The 14,496-nt window shown below is 63.8% G+C and carries 14 protein-coding genes and 1 pseudogene; 7 read left to right on the top strand and 8 right to left on the bottom strand.

Annotation, left to right across the window (positions count from 1 at the left end):
• Positions 1–2: 2 nt before the first annotated feature.
• Together AC1MBU_RS02890 and AC1MBU_RS02885 are read right to left on the bottom strand one after the other, a co-directional pair.
• Positions 3–649: pseudogene (locus tag AC1MBU_RS02890) on the bottom strand (O-methyltransferase).
• Positions 646–999, bottom strand: coding sequence for a thiamine-binding protein (locus tag AC1MBU_RS02885; RefSeq protein ID WP_277358772.1), 354 nt, complete (start codon positions 997–999; stop codon positions 646–648). The pseudogene AC1MBU_RS02890 and the gene AC1MBU_RS02885 overlap by 4 nt, the downstream one beginning before the upstream one ends.
• Positions 1,000–1,134: 135 nt before the next feature.
• Between AC1MBU_RS02885 and pta the strand changes: the two genes are divergently transcribed.
• Positions 1,135–3,228, top strand: a complete 2,094-nt coding sequence (gene pta, locus AC1MBU_RS02880; RefSeq protein ID WP_277358773.1) for a phosphate acetyltransferase — start codon at positions 1,135–1,137, stop codon at positions 3,226–3,228.
• Positions 3,225–4,352, top strand: coding sequence for an acetate/propionate family kinase (locus AC1MBU_RS02875; protein WP_277358774.1), 1,128 nt, complete (start codon positions 3,225–3,227; stop codon positions 4,350–4,352). The genes pta and AC1MBU_RS02875 overlap by 4 nt, the downstream gene beginning before the upstream one ends.
• Before the next feature lie 50 nt (positions 4,353–4,402).
• On the opposite strand, the gene AC1MBU_RS02870 is transcribed toward AC1MBU_RS02875, so the two are convergent.
• Both AC1MBU_RS02870 and AC1MBU_RS02865 read right to left on the bottom strand, forming a co-directional pair.
• Complete coding sequence (locus AC1MBU_RS02870) at positions 4,403–4,714, bottom strand: AzlD domain-containing protein (protein WP_346027838.1); 312 nt, start codon at positions 4,712–4,714, stop codon at positions 4,403–4,405.
• Complete coding sequence (locus tag AC1MBU_RS02865) at positions 4,711–5,430, bottom strand: AzlC family ABC transporter permease (RefSeq protein WP_346027837.1); 720 nt, start codon at positions 5,428–5,430, stop codon at positions 4,711–4,713. Before AC1MBU_RS02865 ends, AC1MBU_RS02870 begins: the two co-directional genes overlap by 4 nt.
• Positions 5,431–5,532: 102 nt before the next feature.
• On the opposite strand from AC1MBU_RS02865, the gene AC1MBU_RS02860 reads away from it, so the two are divergent.
• Complete coding sequence (locus AC1MBU_RS02860; protein ID WP_479788423.1) at positions 5,533–6,708, top strand: zinc-dependent alcohol dehydrogenase; 1,176 nt, start codon at positions 5,533–5,535, stop codon at positions 6,706–6,708.
• 66 nt (positions 6,709–6,774) lie between these two features.
• Here AC1MBU_RS02860 and AC1MBU_RS02855 read toward each other — a convergent pair whose 3' ends face one another.
• Both AC1MBU_RS02855 and AC1MBU_RS02850 read right to left on the bottom strand, forming a co-directional pair.
• Positions 6,775–8,580: a glycoside hydrolase family 15 protein gene (locus AC1MBU_RS02855; RefSeq protein ID WP_479788421.1), complete on the bottom strand. Its 1,806-nt coding sequence runs from the start codon at positions 8,578–8,580 to the stop codon at positions 6,775–6,777.
• A 12-nt stretch (positions 8,581–8,592) separates the two neighbouring features.
• Positions 8,593–9,483, bottom strand: coding sequence for a glycerophosphodiester phosphodiesterase family protein (locus tag AC1MBU_RS02850; RefSeq protein ID WP_479788419.1), 891 nt, complete (start codon positions 9,481–9,483; stop codon positions 8,593–8,595).
• Positions 9,484–9,615: 132 nt separating this feature from the next.
• On the opposite strand from AC1MBU_RS02850, the gene AC1MBU_RS02845 reads away from it, so the two are divergent.
• Complete coding sequence (locus AC1MBU_RS02845; protein WP_479789710.1) at positions 9,616–10,821, top strand: DUF445 domain-containing protein; 1,206 nt, start codon at positions 9,616–9,618, stop codon at positions 10,819–10,821.
• 2 nt (positions 10,822–10,823) lie between these two features.
• Here AC1MBU_RS02845 and AC1MBU_RS02840 read toward each other — a convergent pair whose 3' ends face one another.
• Together AC1MBU_RS02840 and AC1MBU_RS02835 are read right to left on the bottom strand one after the other, a co-directional pair.
• Positions 10,824–11,597, bottom strand: a complete 774-nt coding sequence (locus tag AC1MBU_RS02840; protein WP_277358780.1) for a hypothetical protein — start codon at positions 11,595–11,597, stop codon at positions 10,824–10,826.
• A gap of 105 nt (positions 11,598–11,702) precedes the next feature.
• Positions 11,703–11,969 carry a GlsB/YeaQ/YmgE family stress response membrane protein gene (locus AC1MBU_RS02835; protein WP_056545828.1) on the bottom strand — a complete coding sequence of 89 codons (267 nt, stop codon included), beginning with the start codon at positions 11,967–11,969 and terminating at the stop codon, positions 11,703–11,705.
• Positions 11,970–12,266: 297 nt separating this feature from the next.
• Here AC1MBU_RS02835 and AC1MBU_RS02830 point away from each other — a divergent pair, with 297 nt between their 5' ends.
• The 3 genes from AC1MBU_RS02830 (at position 12,267) to AC1MBU_RS02820 (ending at position 14,483) form a co-directional block, all read left to right on the top strand.
• The gene (locus AC1MBU_RS02830) at positions 12,267–12,524 is read left to right on the top strand and encodes a DUF6458 family protein (RefSeq protein WP_056545827.1); all 258 of its coding nucleotides are present in this window, start codon (positions 12,267–12,269) and stop codon (positions 12,522–12,524) included.
• 214 nt (positions 12,525–12,738) lie between these two features.
• Positions 12,739–13,506 carry a DeoR/GlpR family DNA-binding transcription regulator gene (locus tag AC1MBU_RS02825; protein ID WP_277358802.1) on the top strand — a complete coding sequence of 256 codons (768 nt, stop codon included), beginning with the start codon at positions 12,739–12,741 and terminating at the stop codon, positions 13,504–13,506.
• On the top strand, positions 13,503–14,483 hold the full coding sequence (locus AC1MBU_RS02820) for a 1-phosphofructokinase family hexose kinase (RefSeq protein ID WP_479788416.1): 981 nt from the start codon (positions 13,503–13,505) through the stop codon (positions 14,481–14,483). The genes AC1MBU_RS02825 and AC1MBU_RS02820 overlap by 4 nt, the downstream gene beginning before the upstream one ends.
• The last annotated feature ends 13 nt before the right edge of the window (positions 14,484–14,496 follow it).

Below are 14,496 nucleotides of genomic sequence, written 5' to 3'. Positions count from 1 at the left end.
TCCTAGTTGACGATGGCGACCGCAAACCCATCCCAGTCCTTGGACCCAACTGTCTGCAGGGCAGTCGCATCAAGGCGCGGGTGGCTACCGAGCAGTTCCAGCGCCCTGCGGGTGCCCTGGATGTCTTCGTCGCCGTTCTCGTCCAGCACGCTGCCCCCGCGCACCACGTTATCGAGCACAATGACGGATCCCGGCCGGGACAGCTTCACCGCCCACTCCAGATAGTTGGGGTTGTTCGCCTTGTCCGCGTCGATGAAGAAGAGGTCATAGGGCCCTTCCAGCGTGGGAAGCGTCTCCAGTGCCGCTCCCACGTGCACGGTTACCTTGTGCCCGACGCCGGGGCCACCTCCAGATTGCGCCTGGCCACCTCTGCATGGGCGGGCTCATACTCGCAGGTATCAATGGTTCCGCTCTCGGGAAGACCGCGTGCCAGCCAGGTGGTGCTGAAGCCGCCCAGCGTACCGATCTCCAGGACCCGCTTCGCCTGATGGATACGGGCAAGGAGCATGAGGAACTTGCCCTGCCCGGCAGTCACTTCAATGGCAGGCATACCTGCGTTGCGGGTATTGTCAACGGCCGCAAGGAGAGCGGCGTCCGGTTGGACCACCGTGCGGTTCAGGTAGCTGTCAACCTCTGTCCAGTTACTCATGAGTGGCCCTGGTACTCGTCCATCTCATCAATCGCGCGCTCGAGGCGCTCCACTTTTCCGCTGAGCTCGCCCGTGTGGCCGGGACGGATGTCCGCCTTGAGCACCAGGGAGACGCGGCTGCCGTACTTGGCCACTGCCTCCGTAGCGCGTCTGACCACGTCCATGACCTCATCCCACTCACCCTCGATCTCGGTGAACATGGAACTGGTGGAGTTCGGCAGGCCGGAGTCACGCACGATCTTCACGGCTTCGGCTACCGCGGCGTGAACCGAACCGTCCCCGTTTTCGCTGGTGTCCTGACGTGCGCCGCTGGGCCGGCCGGAAGGTGCAACTGAGAAGGCTACGAGCATGGGAAACAGTCTGTCAGGTTTGGCCCCACCGGTCACCCGTTCCGTACGTCGACGGTGAACCGGCAGTCCGGAGGGTGACGCAGGCAGCAGGCGCCGGGCAGTGACTATGCACCGTCGATCGTGCAGGATGAAGGAATGACCACCCGCGGAATTTATGTCAGCGCCATGGCCCCCGGGTCAGGCAAATCGCTCATCTCCCTGGGGTTGGCCAGCATGCTGCAGGGGCACGCGGACAGGATCGGCTTCCTTCGCCCAATCTCGGAAGCGGAAGACGGCAACGATGATCCGATGGTTCTCCTCATGCGGCGCGCGTTCGGGCTGGATGAGAAGACCGCCAGGAGCGCCATGACGCGGGCGGAAGCCCGGGCCCTGCTCGTGTCCGGCGAGCGCGAGGAAATCGATGCGCGTTCCGTCTCCGTGTACAGCGAGATGGCGCAGTCCTGCGACGTAATCATCGTGGAGGGGACGGACCTGAGCGGGCAGGACGCCGCCGTCGAGTTTGATCTGAACGCACGGCTGGCGAACAATCTGGGCGCCATGGTGCTTGCCGTGGTAAGCGCAAAGGACATGACCTCCGCTGAGGCAGCTGACGCCGTCGACGTCGCGCGCAGGGAACTGGACGCAGCGGAGGTGTCGCTGCTGGCCATGATGGTGAACCGTGCGGCAGAGAGCGCCGTAGAGGCCATCCGCGATCAGGTGCGCCCGGGGAAGTCCGGCCGCCCGGTCTACGTCATTCCCGAAATGAGCGAGATCTCCCAGCCGACAATGGCGGAGGTTGCCGGCGCCCTGGACGCGCGTCACATCGCCGGCGGCGCCAGCCTGGAACGTGATGTCTCCTCCATCCGCGTCGCTGCCATGAACGTTGGCCACTTCCTGGAACTGCTGACCGACGGCGCCCTCGTGATTGTTCCCGGAGACCGGGCGGACGTGCTGGTGGCAACTGTGGCGTCGTCGTTCTCGCCTGAGTTTCCCGTGCCCTCCGGCATGATTCTCACCGGTGGTCTGACGCCGGACCCCAATATCCTTGCCCTGCTTGCCCATGCCACCTTCCCTGTTTTCGCGGTCGACGACGACACCTACACGGCCGCGAAGCGCGTCAGTGAGGTGCGCGGCGAGATTGCGACCGGCTTGCGGCGCAAGGCTGCCGCCGCACTTGGTGTGTGGGCACGGCAGGTGGATGCGACGGAGCTGCTGGAGCGCCTTGAGCTGCCCCGGCCGGTGAAGATGACTCCGCTGCGGTTCCTGCACGAGCTGATCGAGAAGGCCCGCGCGGACCGTAAGCATGTGGTTCTACCCGAAGGCCTGGACGAGCGGATCCTCCGCGCCGCTGAGATCCTGCGCCGCCGGGATGTCTGCGACCTGACAATCCTCGGACCGGAGGGACAGCTGCGCGAGCGTGCCGCCGGCCTCGGTGTGGACCTGACCGGGCTCACCCTGCTGGACCCGGCAACCTCGGACCTGCGCGAGGAGTTCGCTGCGGAGTACGCGCGGCTGCGTGCGCACAAGAACGTCTCGCTCGACGACGCCCGGGACCGCATGCTCGATGGCTCCTACTTCGGAACAATGATGGTTCAGCTGGGTTACGTTGACGGCATGGTCTCCGGCGCCGCGCACACCACCGCGAACACCATCCGGCCCGCGCTTGAGTTCGTGAAGACGAAGGAGGGCGTGAAAATTGTCTCCTCCGTGTTCCTGATGCTGCTTCGTGACCGCGTGCTGGTGTACGGAGACTGCGCCGTCAATCCGGATCCCACCGAGGAGCAACTGGCGGATATCGCTGTGGCGTCGGCTGAAACGGCTGCCCAGTTCGGGGTTGAACCGCGCGTGGCCATGCTCTCCTACTCCACCGGAGAGTCGGGTTACGGAGGCGCAGTGGACGAGGTGCGGCGGGCCACGGAGCTGGTCCGCTCGATCCGCCCCGACCTGCCGGTGGAGGGGCCCATCCAGTACGACGCCGCCGTAGACGCCTCCGTGGCAGAGTCCAAATTGCCCGGGTCGTCGGTCGCGGGGCAGGCAACCGTCTTCATATTCCCCGATCTGAATACAGGCAACAACACGTACAAGGCGGTTCAGCAATCAGCCGGTGCGGTCGCCGTGGGGCCGGTGCTTCAGGGCCTGCGCAAGCCGGTCAATGACCTGTCACGGGGCTGCACCGTCGAAGATATTGTGAACACCGTCGCCATCACCGCCGTGCAGGCGCAGGGCACACCAGCGCAGGAGGCGCCATGATCATCCTCGTCATCAACTCGGGCTCGTCATCGCTCAAGTACCAAGTCCGGGATTCCGTGAGCGGGGAGCGCCTGGCCAACGGGCTGATCGAGCGCATCGGCGACACCGCGAACGGCGGCCCGAAGGATCACACCGAAGCGCTGGACCGGGTCACCGAGGAGCTGGACGCCAAGCTGCAGGGCAAGTCCATCGACGCCGTCGGTCACCGCGTGGTTCACGGCGGCGAACGGTTCAGCGAACCAGTGCTCATCACGAATGAGATCATCCGCGCGATCGACCGGCTCAACCCACTGGCCCCGTTGCACAATCCTGCCAACGTGCAGGGTCTGCGCGCCATTGCCGAGCGGTGGCCGGACATGCCGCAGGTGGCTGTGTTTGACACGGCCTTCCACCGCACGCTGCCCGAGCATGCGTGGCGGTACGCCGTGCCGGATGAGCTGTACAAGAAGTTCGGCATCCGCCGGTACGGGTTTCACGGCACCTCCTTCGAGTACGTGACTCGGCACGCCGCCGAGCTGCTCGGGATGCCGCCAACCGAATTCACGGGCATCATCGCGCACCTGGGCAACGGCGCGTCCATTACTGCTGTGCAGGATGGCCAAAGCATTGATACCTCGATGGGGTTCACTCCGCTGGAGGGACTTGTCATGGGAACCAGGTCCGGCGACATCGACCCGTCGATCCTGCTGTTCCTCAGCCGGGAGGGCTACATGGAGAAGGATCTCGATCAATTACTCAACCGCGGGTCCGGCTTGAAGGGCCTCACAGGCCACAATGACATGCGTTCCATCGAGGAGTCCGGGGACGCTGCCGGCACCATGGCGCTGGAGATCGCCTCCTATCGCCTCGCGAAGTACATCGGCGGGTACCACGTTGCTGTTGGAGGCGCGCAGGCGCTCGTGTTCACGGCGGGCATCGGGGAGAACTCCTGGCGTTTCCGGGAGCGGGTGGTCAAGCGTCTGGGCGCCCTGGGTGTCTACATTGACGACGCCGAAAACCAGAAACCGGGCGGCTCGCCGCGGGAGATCAGCACAGAGGAATCGGCTTTCCCGGTCCTCGTGGTGCCCACAGACGAAGAGGCGGCTATCGCTGAGGCGACTGCCGCCGTCGTCGGCTCTGTCTAGATCCCTGCTAGTGAGCCACTCGGCACACGCGAGCGGCCGTATTCACGGGGCTAGGGGGCGCCAAGAAGACGCGCCAGTGCCGCGGCGCCCGCCCCCACGAGGACGACGACGAGGAACGGTGCCCGCAGCCACAGCGCCACCCCTGCTGCGACGACGGCCGCGAGGCGCGCATCAATCACCAGGGATTGCCCGCTCGAAAAGGTGTTCACGGCGGTCAGTGACGCGAGCAGCCCGATAGTCAGCGTGCCGGCGACGCGGGTCATGTGCGGGTTCTCCATGAGGCGCGCGGGCACCAGATAGCCGGCGAGCTTCGTGAGATAGCTGATTCCGCAGGCAATGAGGATCCAGATCCAGAGGTTCACCGGTGTCCTTCCGTGGGATAGGGCTCGACATCGGGCTCCAGGCCCTCGCGCGGGGGACCGGAACTGAACCAGCCGGCCAGCGCAGCTACCGCGGCGGCCAACAGGATCGGGATGCCCGCAGGCACAAAGGGGACGGTGAGCAGGGTAACCAGCGCACAGACCACGGCGATGGCCGCCGGCTCCCGCGCCTTCAACCGGGGCCACAGCAATCCGAGGAATGCGGCGACCGCAGCGCCGTCCAGGCCCCATTGCGCAGGATCACCGAGTGCGTTCCCCAGTAGCGCGCCCGCAAGGGTAAAGACATTCCATAGAACGTATATACCGATCCCTGCAACCCAGAACCCGCGCGCCTGCTCCTGGGGATCGCTTTGTCCCGTGGCCGTCGCCGTCGATTCATCAATGGTTACCTGGGCGGCCGCGAAACGGCGCAGGCCGCGCGGCCGGAGCATCGCGTTCATCTGCATGCCGTAGACGGCGTTGCGGATACCGAGCAGGGAAGCCGCGGACATCGCGGCCGCCCCGGTTCCGCCGCCTCCCACCACGCCGATGAACGCGAACTGGGAACCGCCGCTGAATAACAGGAGACTCAGTGCCATGGTCTGCAGGAGGTCCAACCCGGAGGCGACTGACAGGGCACCGAAAGACACCCCATAGAGGCCGGTAGCCACGGCAATTGACAGTCCAACCCGGACAGCCGGGGATCTCGATAACTCCACCGGCCAAGCGTATGCCGTTCCGCCTATGGGGTTCACTTCCGACGGAATCCCGGCAATACTGAGTATAGTCAGCATGCTTACCAACCCCTTGGAGAGACCAACATGAAGGCACTTACCTGGCAGGGCAAGCGATCGCTCAGCATCGACAACGTTCCTGATCCGCGAATTCAGGAGCCCACGGATGCAATCGTTCGCATCACTTCAACCGCGATCTGCGGATCCGACCTTCACCTCTACGAGGTGCTCGGTCCGTTCATGAACAAAGGGGACATCCTTGGCCATGAACCAATGGGCATCGTGGAAGAGGTGGGAAGCAGCGTAACCAACCTCACGCCCGGAGACCGCGTGGTCATCCCGTTCAACGTAGCGTGCGGCCACTGCTGGATGTGCAATCAGGGCCTGCAGTCCCAGTGCGAGACCACCCAAAGCAGGGACAAAGGCACTGGCGCGAAGATGCTCGGGTATTCGGAACTGTATGGCTCCGTGCCGGGCGGCCAGGCCGAATACCTGCGCGTTCCGCACGCAAACTACGGGGCCGTCAAGGTGGGCAGCGAGCTGCCCGACGAGCGCTACCTGTACCTTTCCGATATCCTCCCCACCGCCTGGCAGGGCGTGAAGTACGCGGACGTGCCCGACGGCGGGACCCTGGCCGTCTTCGGTCTTGGTCCCGTTGGCCAGTTCGCCAGCAGGGTCGGGAAGTACCTCGGTCAGCGGGTAATCGCGGTTGAGCCCGTGGCGGAGCGCCGCGCAATGGCAGAGCGGCACGGCATCGAGGTTGTCGACTTCTCGAAGAATGTCGGCGATGAGCTTCGGGAAATGACCGACGGGCGCGGCCCGGACGCCGTCGTTGACGCCGTCGGCATGGAGGCACATCACTCACCCCTCGGCGCCTTCGCACAGCAGGCCGTCGGGCTCCTCCCTGACGCTGTAGCCAAGAAAGCCATGGAAACAGCCGGAGTGGACCGGCTGAGCGTCCTGCACGCGGCGATTGATGCGGTGCGCCGGGGCGGAACTATATCCATCAGCGGCGTGTATGGCGGCACGGCAAGCCCCATGCCTCTGCTGACCATGTTCGACAAGCAGATTCAGACACGCATGGGTCAGTGCAATGTCCGCCGGTGGACCGATGAACTGCTTCCCATCGTGGAAGACCCCTCGGATCCGCTGGGCGTCATGGATCTCAAGACCCACGAAGTTCCTCTGGATGAGGGACCGGCTGCCTACGAAACCTTCCAGAAGAAGGATGACGGCTGCATCAAGGTGGTGCTCAAGCCTTAACCGTCCACCGTTCATCTGACAGGACACGCCCCTTATGACCCTTCATAAGGGGCGTGTCCTGTGAAATCAGTGGGCGAGGGAGACCTGCTGGGCCGCGTGGATCGCATCGGCGGCCCGCACCAGCCCCAGGTGGGAGAACGCCTGAGGGAAGTTCCCGGCCATCCTGGCGTTTCCGGCGTCGTACTCCTCGGACAGCAGGCCAAGCTGGTTGGCGTAGCCCACCAGCTGGTTCATCAGTTTCTTGGCGTCCTGAAGCCTGCCGGTATGCGCATACTGCTCAACGAGCCAGAAGGAACAGGCAAGGAACGGGTGCTCGCCGGGCGCCAAGCCATCGATTGATGATTCGGTGCGGTAGCGGAGTAGCAGCCCATGCTCATCGAGCAGCTCTTCTTCCAGCCTCGCAACCGTGCCGATCATCATCGGGTCGTCGTAATCAACGAATCCGACCTGCGGCAGCTGCAGCAGTGATGCATCCACCAAGGTGGTGCCGTAATACTGGGTGAAAGAGTCCACCTCCCTGCTGAAACCCTGCTCAAGGATCTCGATGCGGAGCTCATCCCGGAGTTGCTCCCATCGGTCTGCCTCACCCTTGAGACCGTGTTCGCGGACCGCGCGGGCTCCGCGGTCGAACGCGGCCCACATCATGACGCGGGAGTGCGTGAAGTAGGCCGGCTCACCGCGCATCTCCCAGATACCGTGATCCTTGGCGCTCAGGTGTTTCTCCAGGAACCCCAACAGTGCATGCTGCAGCGGCCAGGAGAATTCGTCTTCCTTCACTCCGCGCTTGCGCAGCTTTTCCAGGGCAACCATCACTTCACCGACGACGTCGGCCTGGTATTGGGTCACGGCCCCGTTGCCGATCCGAACTGGAGCGGAGTCCGCGTAACCCGGCAGGTGCCCCAGGACTTTCTCGGGAAGGTTCCGCTCACCCGAAACGCTGTACATGATCTGGAGATCCTCGGGGTCGCCGGCAACCGCACGGAGCAACCAGTTCCGCCATTCCGAGGCCTCATCCTCGTAGCCGTGCGTCATCATCGCTTCGAGCGTCAATGCGGCGTCACGTAGCCAGCAGAACCGGTAATCCCAGTTCCGCTCGCCGCCGAAGGCCTCGGGCAGCGACGTGGTGGGGGCCGCGACGATGCCGCTGGTGTCTTCATGCGTCAGGGCACGCAGCACCAGGAGTGAGCGCTTGACGATGCCGTCATACTCGCCCTGCTTCTCGCAGCTTTCCGCCCAGCCCTGCCAGTAGTCGATGGTTGCCTGCAGTGTGACGTCGAAGTCCAGGGGCGTCGGCTGCGGACGGTGGGATGGGTACCACACCAGCTCGAGGTCCACCTTTTCACCGGCTTCGACGGTGAACTCTCCCACGTGGCGGTGATCGGCGGCGCGCGGAAGATGGGTGCCACGCAGGAGCAGTGCATCCGGCCCGGCCATCGCGAGAATTCCGGGACCGCCCTCCTCATGGGTACGCCGCACCCATGGCAGCACCTCGCCGTAGCCGAAGCGCACTACAAGCTCCTGGCGCATCGGCACTGATCCGCTGATTCCCTCGATGCGCCGTGCAAGGGATGCGCGCCGGTCATGGATGGGCATGTAGTCGGTCACCAGGACTTCACCGGCTTCGGTACGCCATCTGGACTGCAGTACGAACGTGGAGTCGATGTACTTCCACTCCACCAGCTCCGCAACACCGGCGGCGTGCGCCGGCGCCACGAGCCAACGTCCGTGATTGTCATTGCCCAGCAGCGCGGAAAAAACCGACGCCGAGTCGAACCGAGGGTAACAAAGCCAGTCCACGCTCCCACCCCGGGAAACGAGCGCACCGGTATGAAGATCGGAAATCAGCGCGTAGTCCTCAATCGGCATAGCCATGCGATAACTCAATCACACCCGGCCGGTCGAGGACTCCCCTTTGAGCCTGCCAAGTACATACGCCGGACGGTTGGTAGTGATCTCCTGGGCGCCGAGGTCGCGGAGGAGGTCTATGTCGTCGTCAGCGTCAACCGTCCACACCCGCAGGCGAAGCCCGGACTCGAGCCACCGCGCAACCCGGTCCGGATGCGCACGCACGTACGCGATGCTTGGCCCGGCGATTCCCACCGCTCCACTCGCGATGATGCGCTCGCCCTCGTGCAGCGCGCGCCGGAGGAGGTTCATCACGGCCGCAGCGGTGAGTGGGCCCAAAGTTTCGCGCACGTCATCAGGCTGCACGTCGGCCACCAGCTGGCAGACGACGTCGGCGGGCACGCGCTCCAACAGGTGGCGGACCGAGTCGGGATTGAAGCTCATGAAAGTGATGTGCAGGTTGGCGAGCCGGGAAGTCTCCGGGTCATAGCCCTCCCTCATCAGGAAGGCGATCAGCCGTTCCTCCAGCTTGAGCCCGAAGGGGCTCGGGTGCTTCAGCTCGATGGCCAGCTCAAGCTGGCGTCCGTCCGTACGCAGGAGATCCAGCAGGTCTTCGAGCGTGAGCAGCTGATCGGCCACACCGCCATACCCTGGCGGGATATTCGCCCCCTTCCATGACGCGAAGTCCAGTTCACGCAACTGTCGCAGCGTATGACCTCCCACGTCGCCCGTTCCGCTGGAGGTGCGGTCCAGCGTGGTGTCGTGAATGCAGACAAGTTCCAGGTCCTCAGTGAGGTGGACGTCGCATTCCACCCCGTCAGCACCTTCCGCGAGCGCCTGCAGAAAAGCAGCGCGGGTGTGTTCCGCGTACTGTTCGCTCGCCCCGCGGTGCGCGAAAACCAGGTGCTTCACTGCTCGTTGTTCTGCCACAGGCCTTACGCTAGCGAATCGGCGGCGTGACTGTCCTCCGGACGGCTGGTTAGATGGGAATTCAGCATCGATGCGGAGGACTAAGTGAGCATTGCGTTGACCGATACGGAGCGCGCCGCGGGTCTGAGGCGGATGAAGACCGTTGCGACGGGCCTGCTCGCCATCATGGCGGTGATTTTCCTGATCGCCTTCGCCCTTCAGGAGCAGTACCCGTGGTTGCAGTACGTCCGCGCTGCTGCGGAGGGCGGCATGGTGGGAGCCCTGGCCGACTGGTTCGCCGTGACGGCCCTGTTCAAGTACCCGATGGGGCTCAAGATTCCCCACACGGCGATCATTCCGCGCAAGAAGGACCAGATCGGCACATCACTGGGGCAGTTTGTGGAGGAGAACTTCCTGTCGGAGTCCGTGGTGCAGCAGAAGCTTTCCTCACTCGGCCTCGCCCAGCGCGCCGGCGCATGGCTCTCCCGGCCGGAGGGGGCAGACCGCGTAGCCGTGGAAGGTGCCGCCCTGATCCGCGGTGCTTTCACCGTGCTGGATGACGACGCCGTCCAGAAGGTCATCGAATCAATGGTGCGCAAGCACGTGGTGGACCCACCGTGGGGGCCGCCGGTCGGTCGCATGGCAGAGCGCGTCTTCGAGGAGGGACACCACCACCGGCTCATTGACCTGCTGGTGGACCGGGCAGCCGAGTGGGTGGACGGCAATTACGACGTCGTTTCCCGCGTTGTGTCCCAACGCTCACCCACGTGGGTGCCGCACTTCGTGGACGGGCTCGTCGGCGACAAGGTTTATGTGGAGTTCCTCAAGTTCGTTCGGGCGGTCCAGGCGGATCCCCAGCACGATGTCCGGCTCTCCATCGACAAGTATCTCAAGGACCTCGCCCAGGATCTGCAGCATGATCCGGTCATTATTGCGAAGGCCGAGGAGATCAAGGCCGGCATCCTTGATGACCCGCGTCTGCATGATGTTGCCGCACGGGCCTGGTCCACCATCAAGACAGCCCTCCTGGAAGCAGTCAATGACCCTGATAGTGAACTGACCCGAAACTTCAAGGCTGCGGTCCGCGACTTCGGGCGGCGTCTCACCACGGACGAGGATCTTGCGGGCAAGATCAACAGGTGGATTTCCGACGGCGCCGGTTACCTCGTGCGGACCTACCGAAGCGACATCGCGGGCATCATCTCCGAAACTGTGGAGCGCTGGGACGCCGAAGAAACCTCACGGAAGATCGAACTCCAGGTCGGTAAGGATCTTCAGTTCATCCGGATCAACGGCACCGTGGTCGGCGCTCTTGCCGGACTGGGCATCTTCTCATTGGCCCACGCGCTGTTCGGCTAGCGTCAGGGCTGCGGGCCGTTACCGGTCTCCGGGAGCTTCTCGAGCTCCGTGAGCAGCTCACCGGGGATGACGGTGGGCGGTGGACCGAAGGCTTCCCGGGTTGCCTCGATGACCGTACGGCCCATCTTGTGGTTGGCCACCCCGCCCACAGCTGCGCCTACCCCGAACGGGAGCGCCCGGCCCAACAGGGCGCCGCCCTGGCGCGCGAGCATGCGCTTGAGGAAACGCTTGCGGATGCTGGCGCCGATGCCGCGTACTGCGGAGGAGGACATCGATCCGCCGACCACGTTGCCCCAGTGACGCGTCACTCCGCCCGCTGATGAACCGATGGTCGCCTGGATGAGAGCCGAGCCTTCCTCACCCATGAGGATGGCCATGACGAGAGTGCGGGCACGCTCCGGATCCTCTGTGGAGATTCCGTGCAGCTCCGCGACTGATTGTGCATAGAGCGCCGTTGCCTCCAGAAAACCGACGGTGGCGGCGGCGGAAAGTCCCAGCGAAACCACTGTTCCAATAGCCGGGACGACGGCGGTGCCTCCGACAGCCGCTCCTGCGGTTGTGATCGCAACGAGATAGTCGCGCTCCAGTTTTGCGTTCAACTCGGCACCGGTGGCCGTTGGGTTTTTTCTGCGCAGTCGCCGCAGGTTGGCGAGAACCAACGGTCGTTGAATATCGATAGCCCGTTCCACCGCGCGCTGGATGCCCGGCTTTGGTTGGCCGTTGCGGTCGAATACCGCTCCGCTGGCAAATTTCCCCGCAGGGTTGAAGCGTGCCATAACTGATCCTTCCGTCGAGTTGTTCAAGTTTGGGCGAGCGCTTGCCTCAACGCAAAACGCCCCGTCGGATGGGGGCCGGCGGGGCGTTTGGTCGATGTACCCGGTTTATGCGTGCGAGCGATTCTTGGTGATAGCTCCGTAAACGAGGAGAACGATGATCGCGCCGCCGATGGCCAGCAGCCACGAGGAGATCGAGAAGAACTCGTTCACGCCGACGTCGAAGAGGAGGTTACCCAGGAAGCCTCCGAGGAGGGCCCCGATCACGCCCAGGATCAGGGTCATGATCCAGCCGCCGGCCTGCTTGCCGGGCAGAATCAGCTTGGCGATGGCGCCCGCAATAAGGCCGAGAAGAAGAAATGCCAGGAAATTCATGAAGTGCTCCTTTATCGAACTTCTAACTGCGCAACATATATGTCGATTTCGACGATGCACCGGAGTGCAACTGCACACTACCTTACTTGATAAGTGAGCTTAGTAATAGCATACGCCTCACCGGTGGAACTATTAAACTCCTGCTCGACGACTTTGCAACCCCTTGTAATCGAAACTTCACCAGAAACGGGATCGACAGTATGCTGATCACGTGGCGCTTATATTCCGGCAACCCGCCGTGGCTACTGGGACTAACAGAAGAATTCCTGAAGCGGGTCAAATCAAGGAGTGGTTGGCATGAGAATCGGTTCCTCCATTGTCCTCATTGCACTTGGTGCAATATTGGCCTTCGCAGTCTCAGATAATCTGGTGAACTTCATCGACCTCACCCTGGTGGGTTACATCCTGATGGGGGTCGGCATTCTGGGGCTAATCATTTCGCTCCTCATGAATGCTCCCCGCAACCAGAAGCGGGTCAGCGAGTCGCGTACCGTCCAGGACCCCAACACCGGCGAGCGGATCACCCGAAACGAGACCCGCGACGGCGGGATCTGACCGAACCTGTCAGCGGGGCTGCCGAGCAGTCCGTACAAGAGAAGCCATCAGCGCCGTCGGCGCTGGTGGCTTCTTCCTTTTCGCGCCCTCTCCGAGAAACTGCCATAAGCAGATCTGCCTTTCCTTCCGTTTTCATTGACACCCAAACAGAAACACAGATAGAGTCACTGAAACAGAAATGGTTGTGACGGTAGTCACGCAGCGAGGAGGAACGGTGTTCGCCGAGGAACGCTATAACAGGATCGCAGCGCTGGTTATGTCCGAGGGCCGGGTAACTGTGGCCCAGCTGGCATCGCGATTCAACATCACCAAGGAGACTGTCCGGCGCGATCTCGCACTGCTGGAGAAGGACGGGCTCCTGCGTCGGGTACACGGCGGTGCCGTTCCCGCCGCCAGCGCAAGCACCACTGAGCTGAGTCTCACAAGCCGTGAAGGCCGCAACCAGGCAGAGAAAGCGCGCATCGCCAAAGCCGCGCTGACAATGGTTCCGACCGAAGGTTCGATTGTGCTGGACGGCGGAACCACCACAAGCAGCCTCGCTGCACTCCTTGCGCAGGAAGCTGGGAACCAGCTCCTCGTCATCACCCACTCCGTACCGGTAGCCTCCACCCTGATCGGCTCATCACTCCAACTGGAATTCATCGGTGGCCGGGTCCGCGGCCTGACCAGTGCCTGCGTCGGCAGCGGCACTGTTGCGCGCTACAGCGGCTTCCGCCCGGACGTCGTTTTCATCGGAACCAATGGAGTGCACCCGGAATTCGGGCTCAGCACTCCTGACCCGGAGGAGGCCTCTGTGAAGGCAGCAATCGTTAGATCCGCTCGCCGCGTCGTCGTACTGGCGGACGCGTCGAAATTGAACACAGAGACGCTCGTCAGCTTCGCCGAACTTGGCGACATAGACGCCCTGGTCACCGACGCCCAGCCGGACACCGGTTTCACCCGCGCCCTCGCCGAGGCGGACGTCGAGCTGGTCATCGCATGATCATCACGCTCACAGCCAATCCCAGCCTGGACCGCACCATTGAGCTCGCCGCCCCCCTGGCCCGCGGTGCGGTGCAGCGTGCAACGGCCAACCGCCAGGAGTCGGGCGGCAAGGGAGTCAACGTCTGCCGGGCCCTGTCCGCCGGCGGCGCCGAGGCGCTGGCAATCCTTCCCGGCCACGAGGATGATCCGGTACTCACCGGTCTCCACTCCGCCGGTGTCCCCTACCGCAATCTGCCCATCGCGGCAGCACTTCGCAGCAATGTCACGCTGACGGAGCCGGATGGCACCACCACCAAAATCAACGAGCCCGGTCCGGCACTGAACCAGCGGGAAGCTGACGCCCTTATTGACCTGGTGGTGGAACTGTCCGACGACGCCCGCTGGCTGGTCCTTGCAGGGTCCCTTCCGCCGGGCCTTGCCCCGGATTATTACGCTGAAGTCGTTCGCGCGGTAAGGAACCGCCACGGCGACCGCGCTCCACTGATCGCTCTGGATGCGTCCGAAGCAGCGCTCATAGCGGCGATCGAGAACAACGCCGCTCCGGACCTCCTCAAGCCGAACGCCGAGGAACTCTCCCAGCTCACCGGCCTTGGAGTTGGAGACAGCCTCGAGGACCAGCAGGACCTCGCGGTCGAAGCAGCTACCCGGCTGCTCGCCCGCGGCGTCCGTTCGGTCCTTGCAACCCTCGGTTCCAAGGGCGCTCTTTTGGTTACCGCCGACGGCGCGTGGCACGCACAGCATCCACCCATCACAGCAATCTCCACCGTCGGCGCCGGAGACTCCGCGCTTGCCGGCTACCTCCTGGCGCAAACCCGCGGCGCCAGTGCCCCCGACTGCCTGCGCCAGGCGGTGGCTCACGGCTCGGCTGCTGCATCCCTACCGGGTTCAACAGTGCCGGCCCTGCACCAAACCACACCGGACGCGGTTACGGTCCGGGTGCTCGCTTCAACCCATGCTTCCCCCAACCACTTATAACCTCCAAAGGAAC

It is taken from the genome of Arthrobacter sp. PTI12, from assembly GCF_056679915.1.
This window is presented reverse-complemented; position numbering and strand designations above follow the sequence as displayed.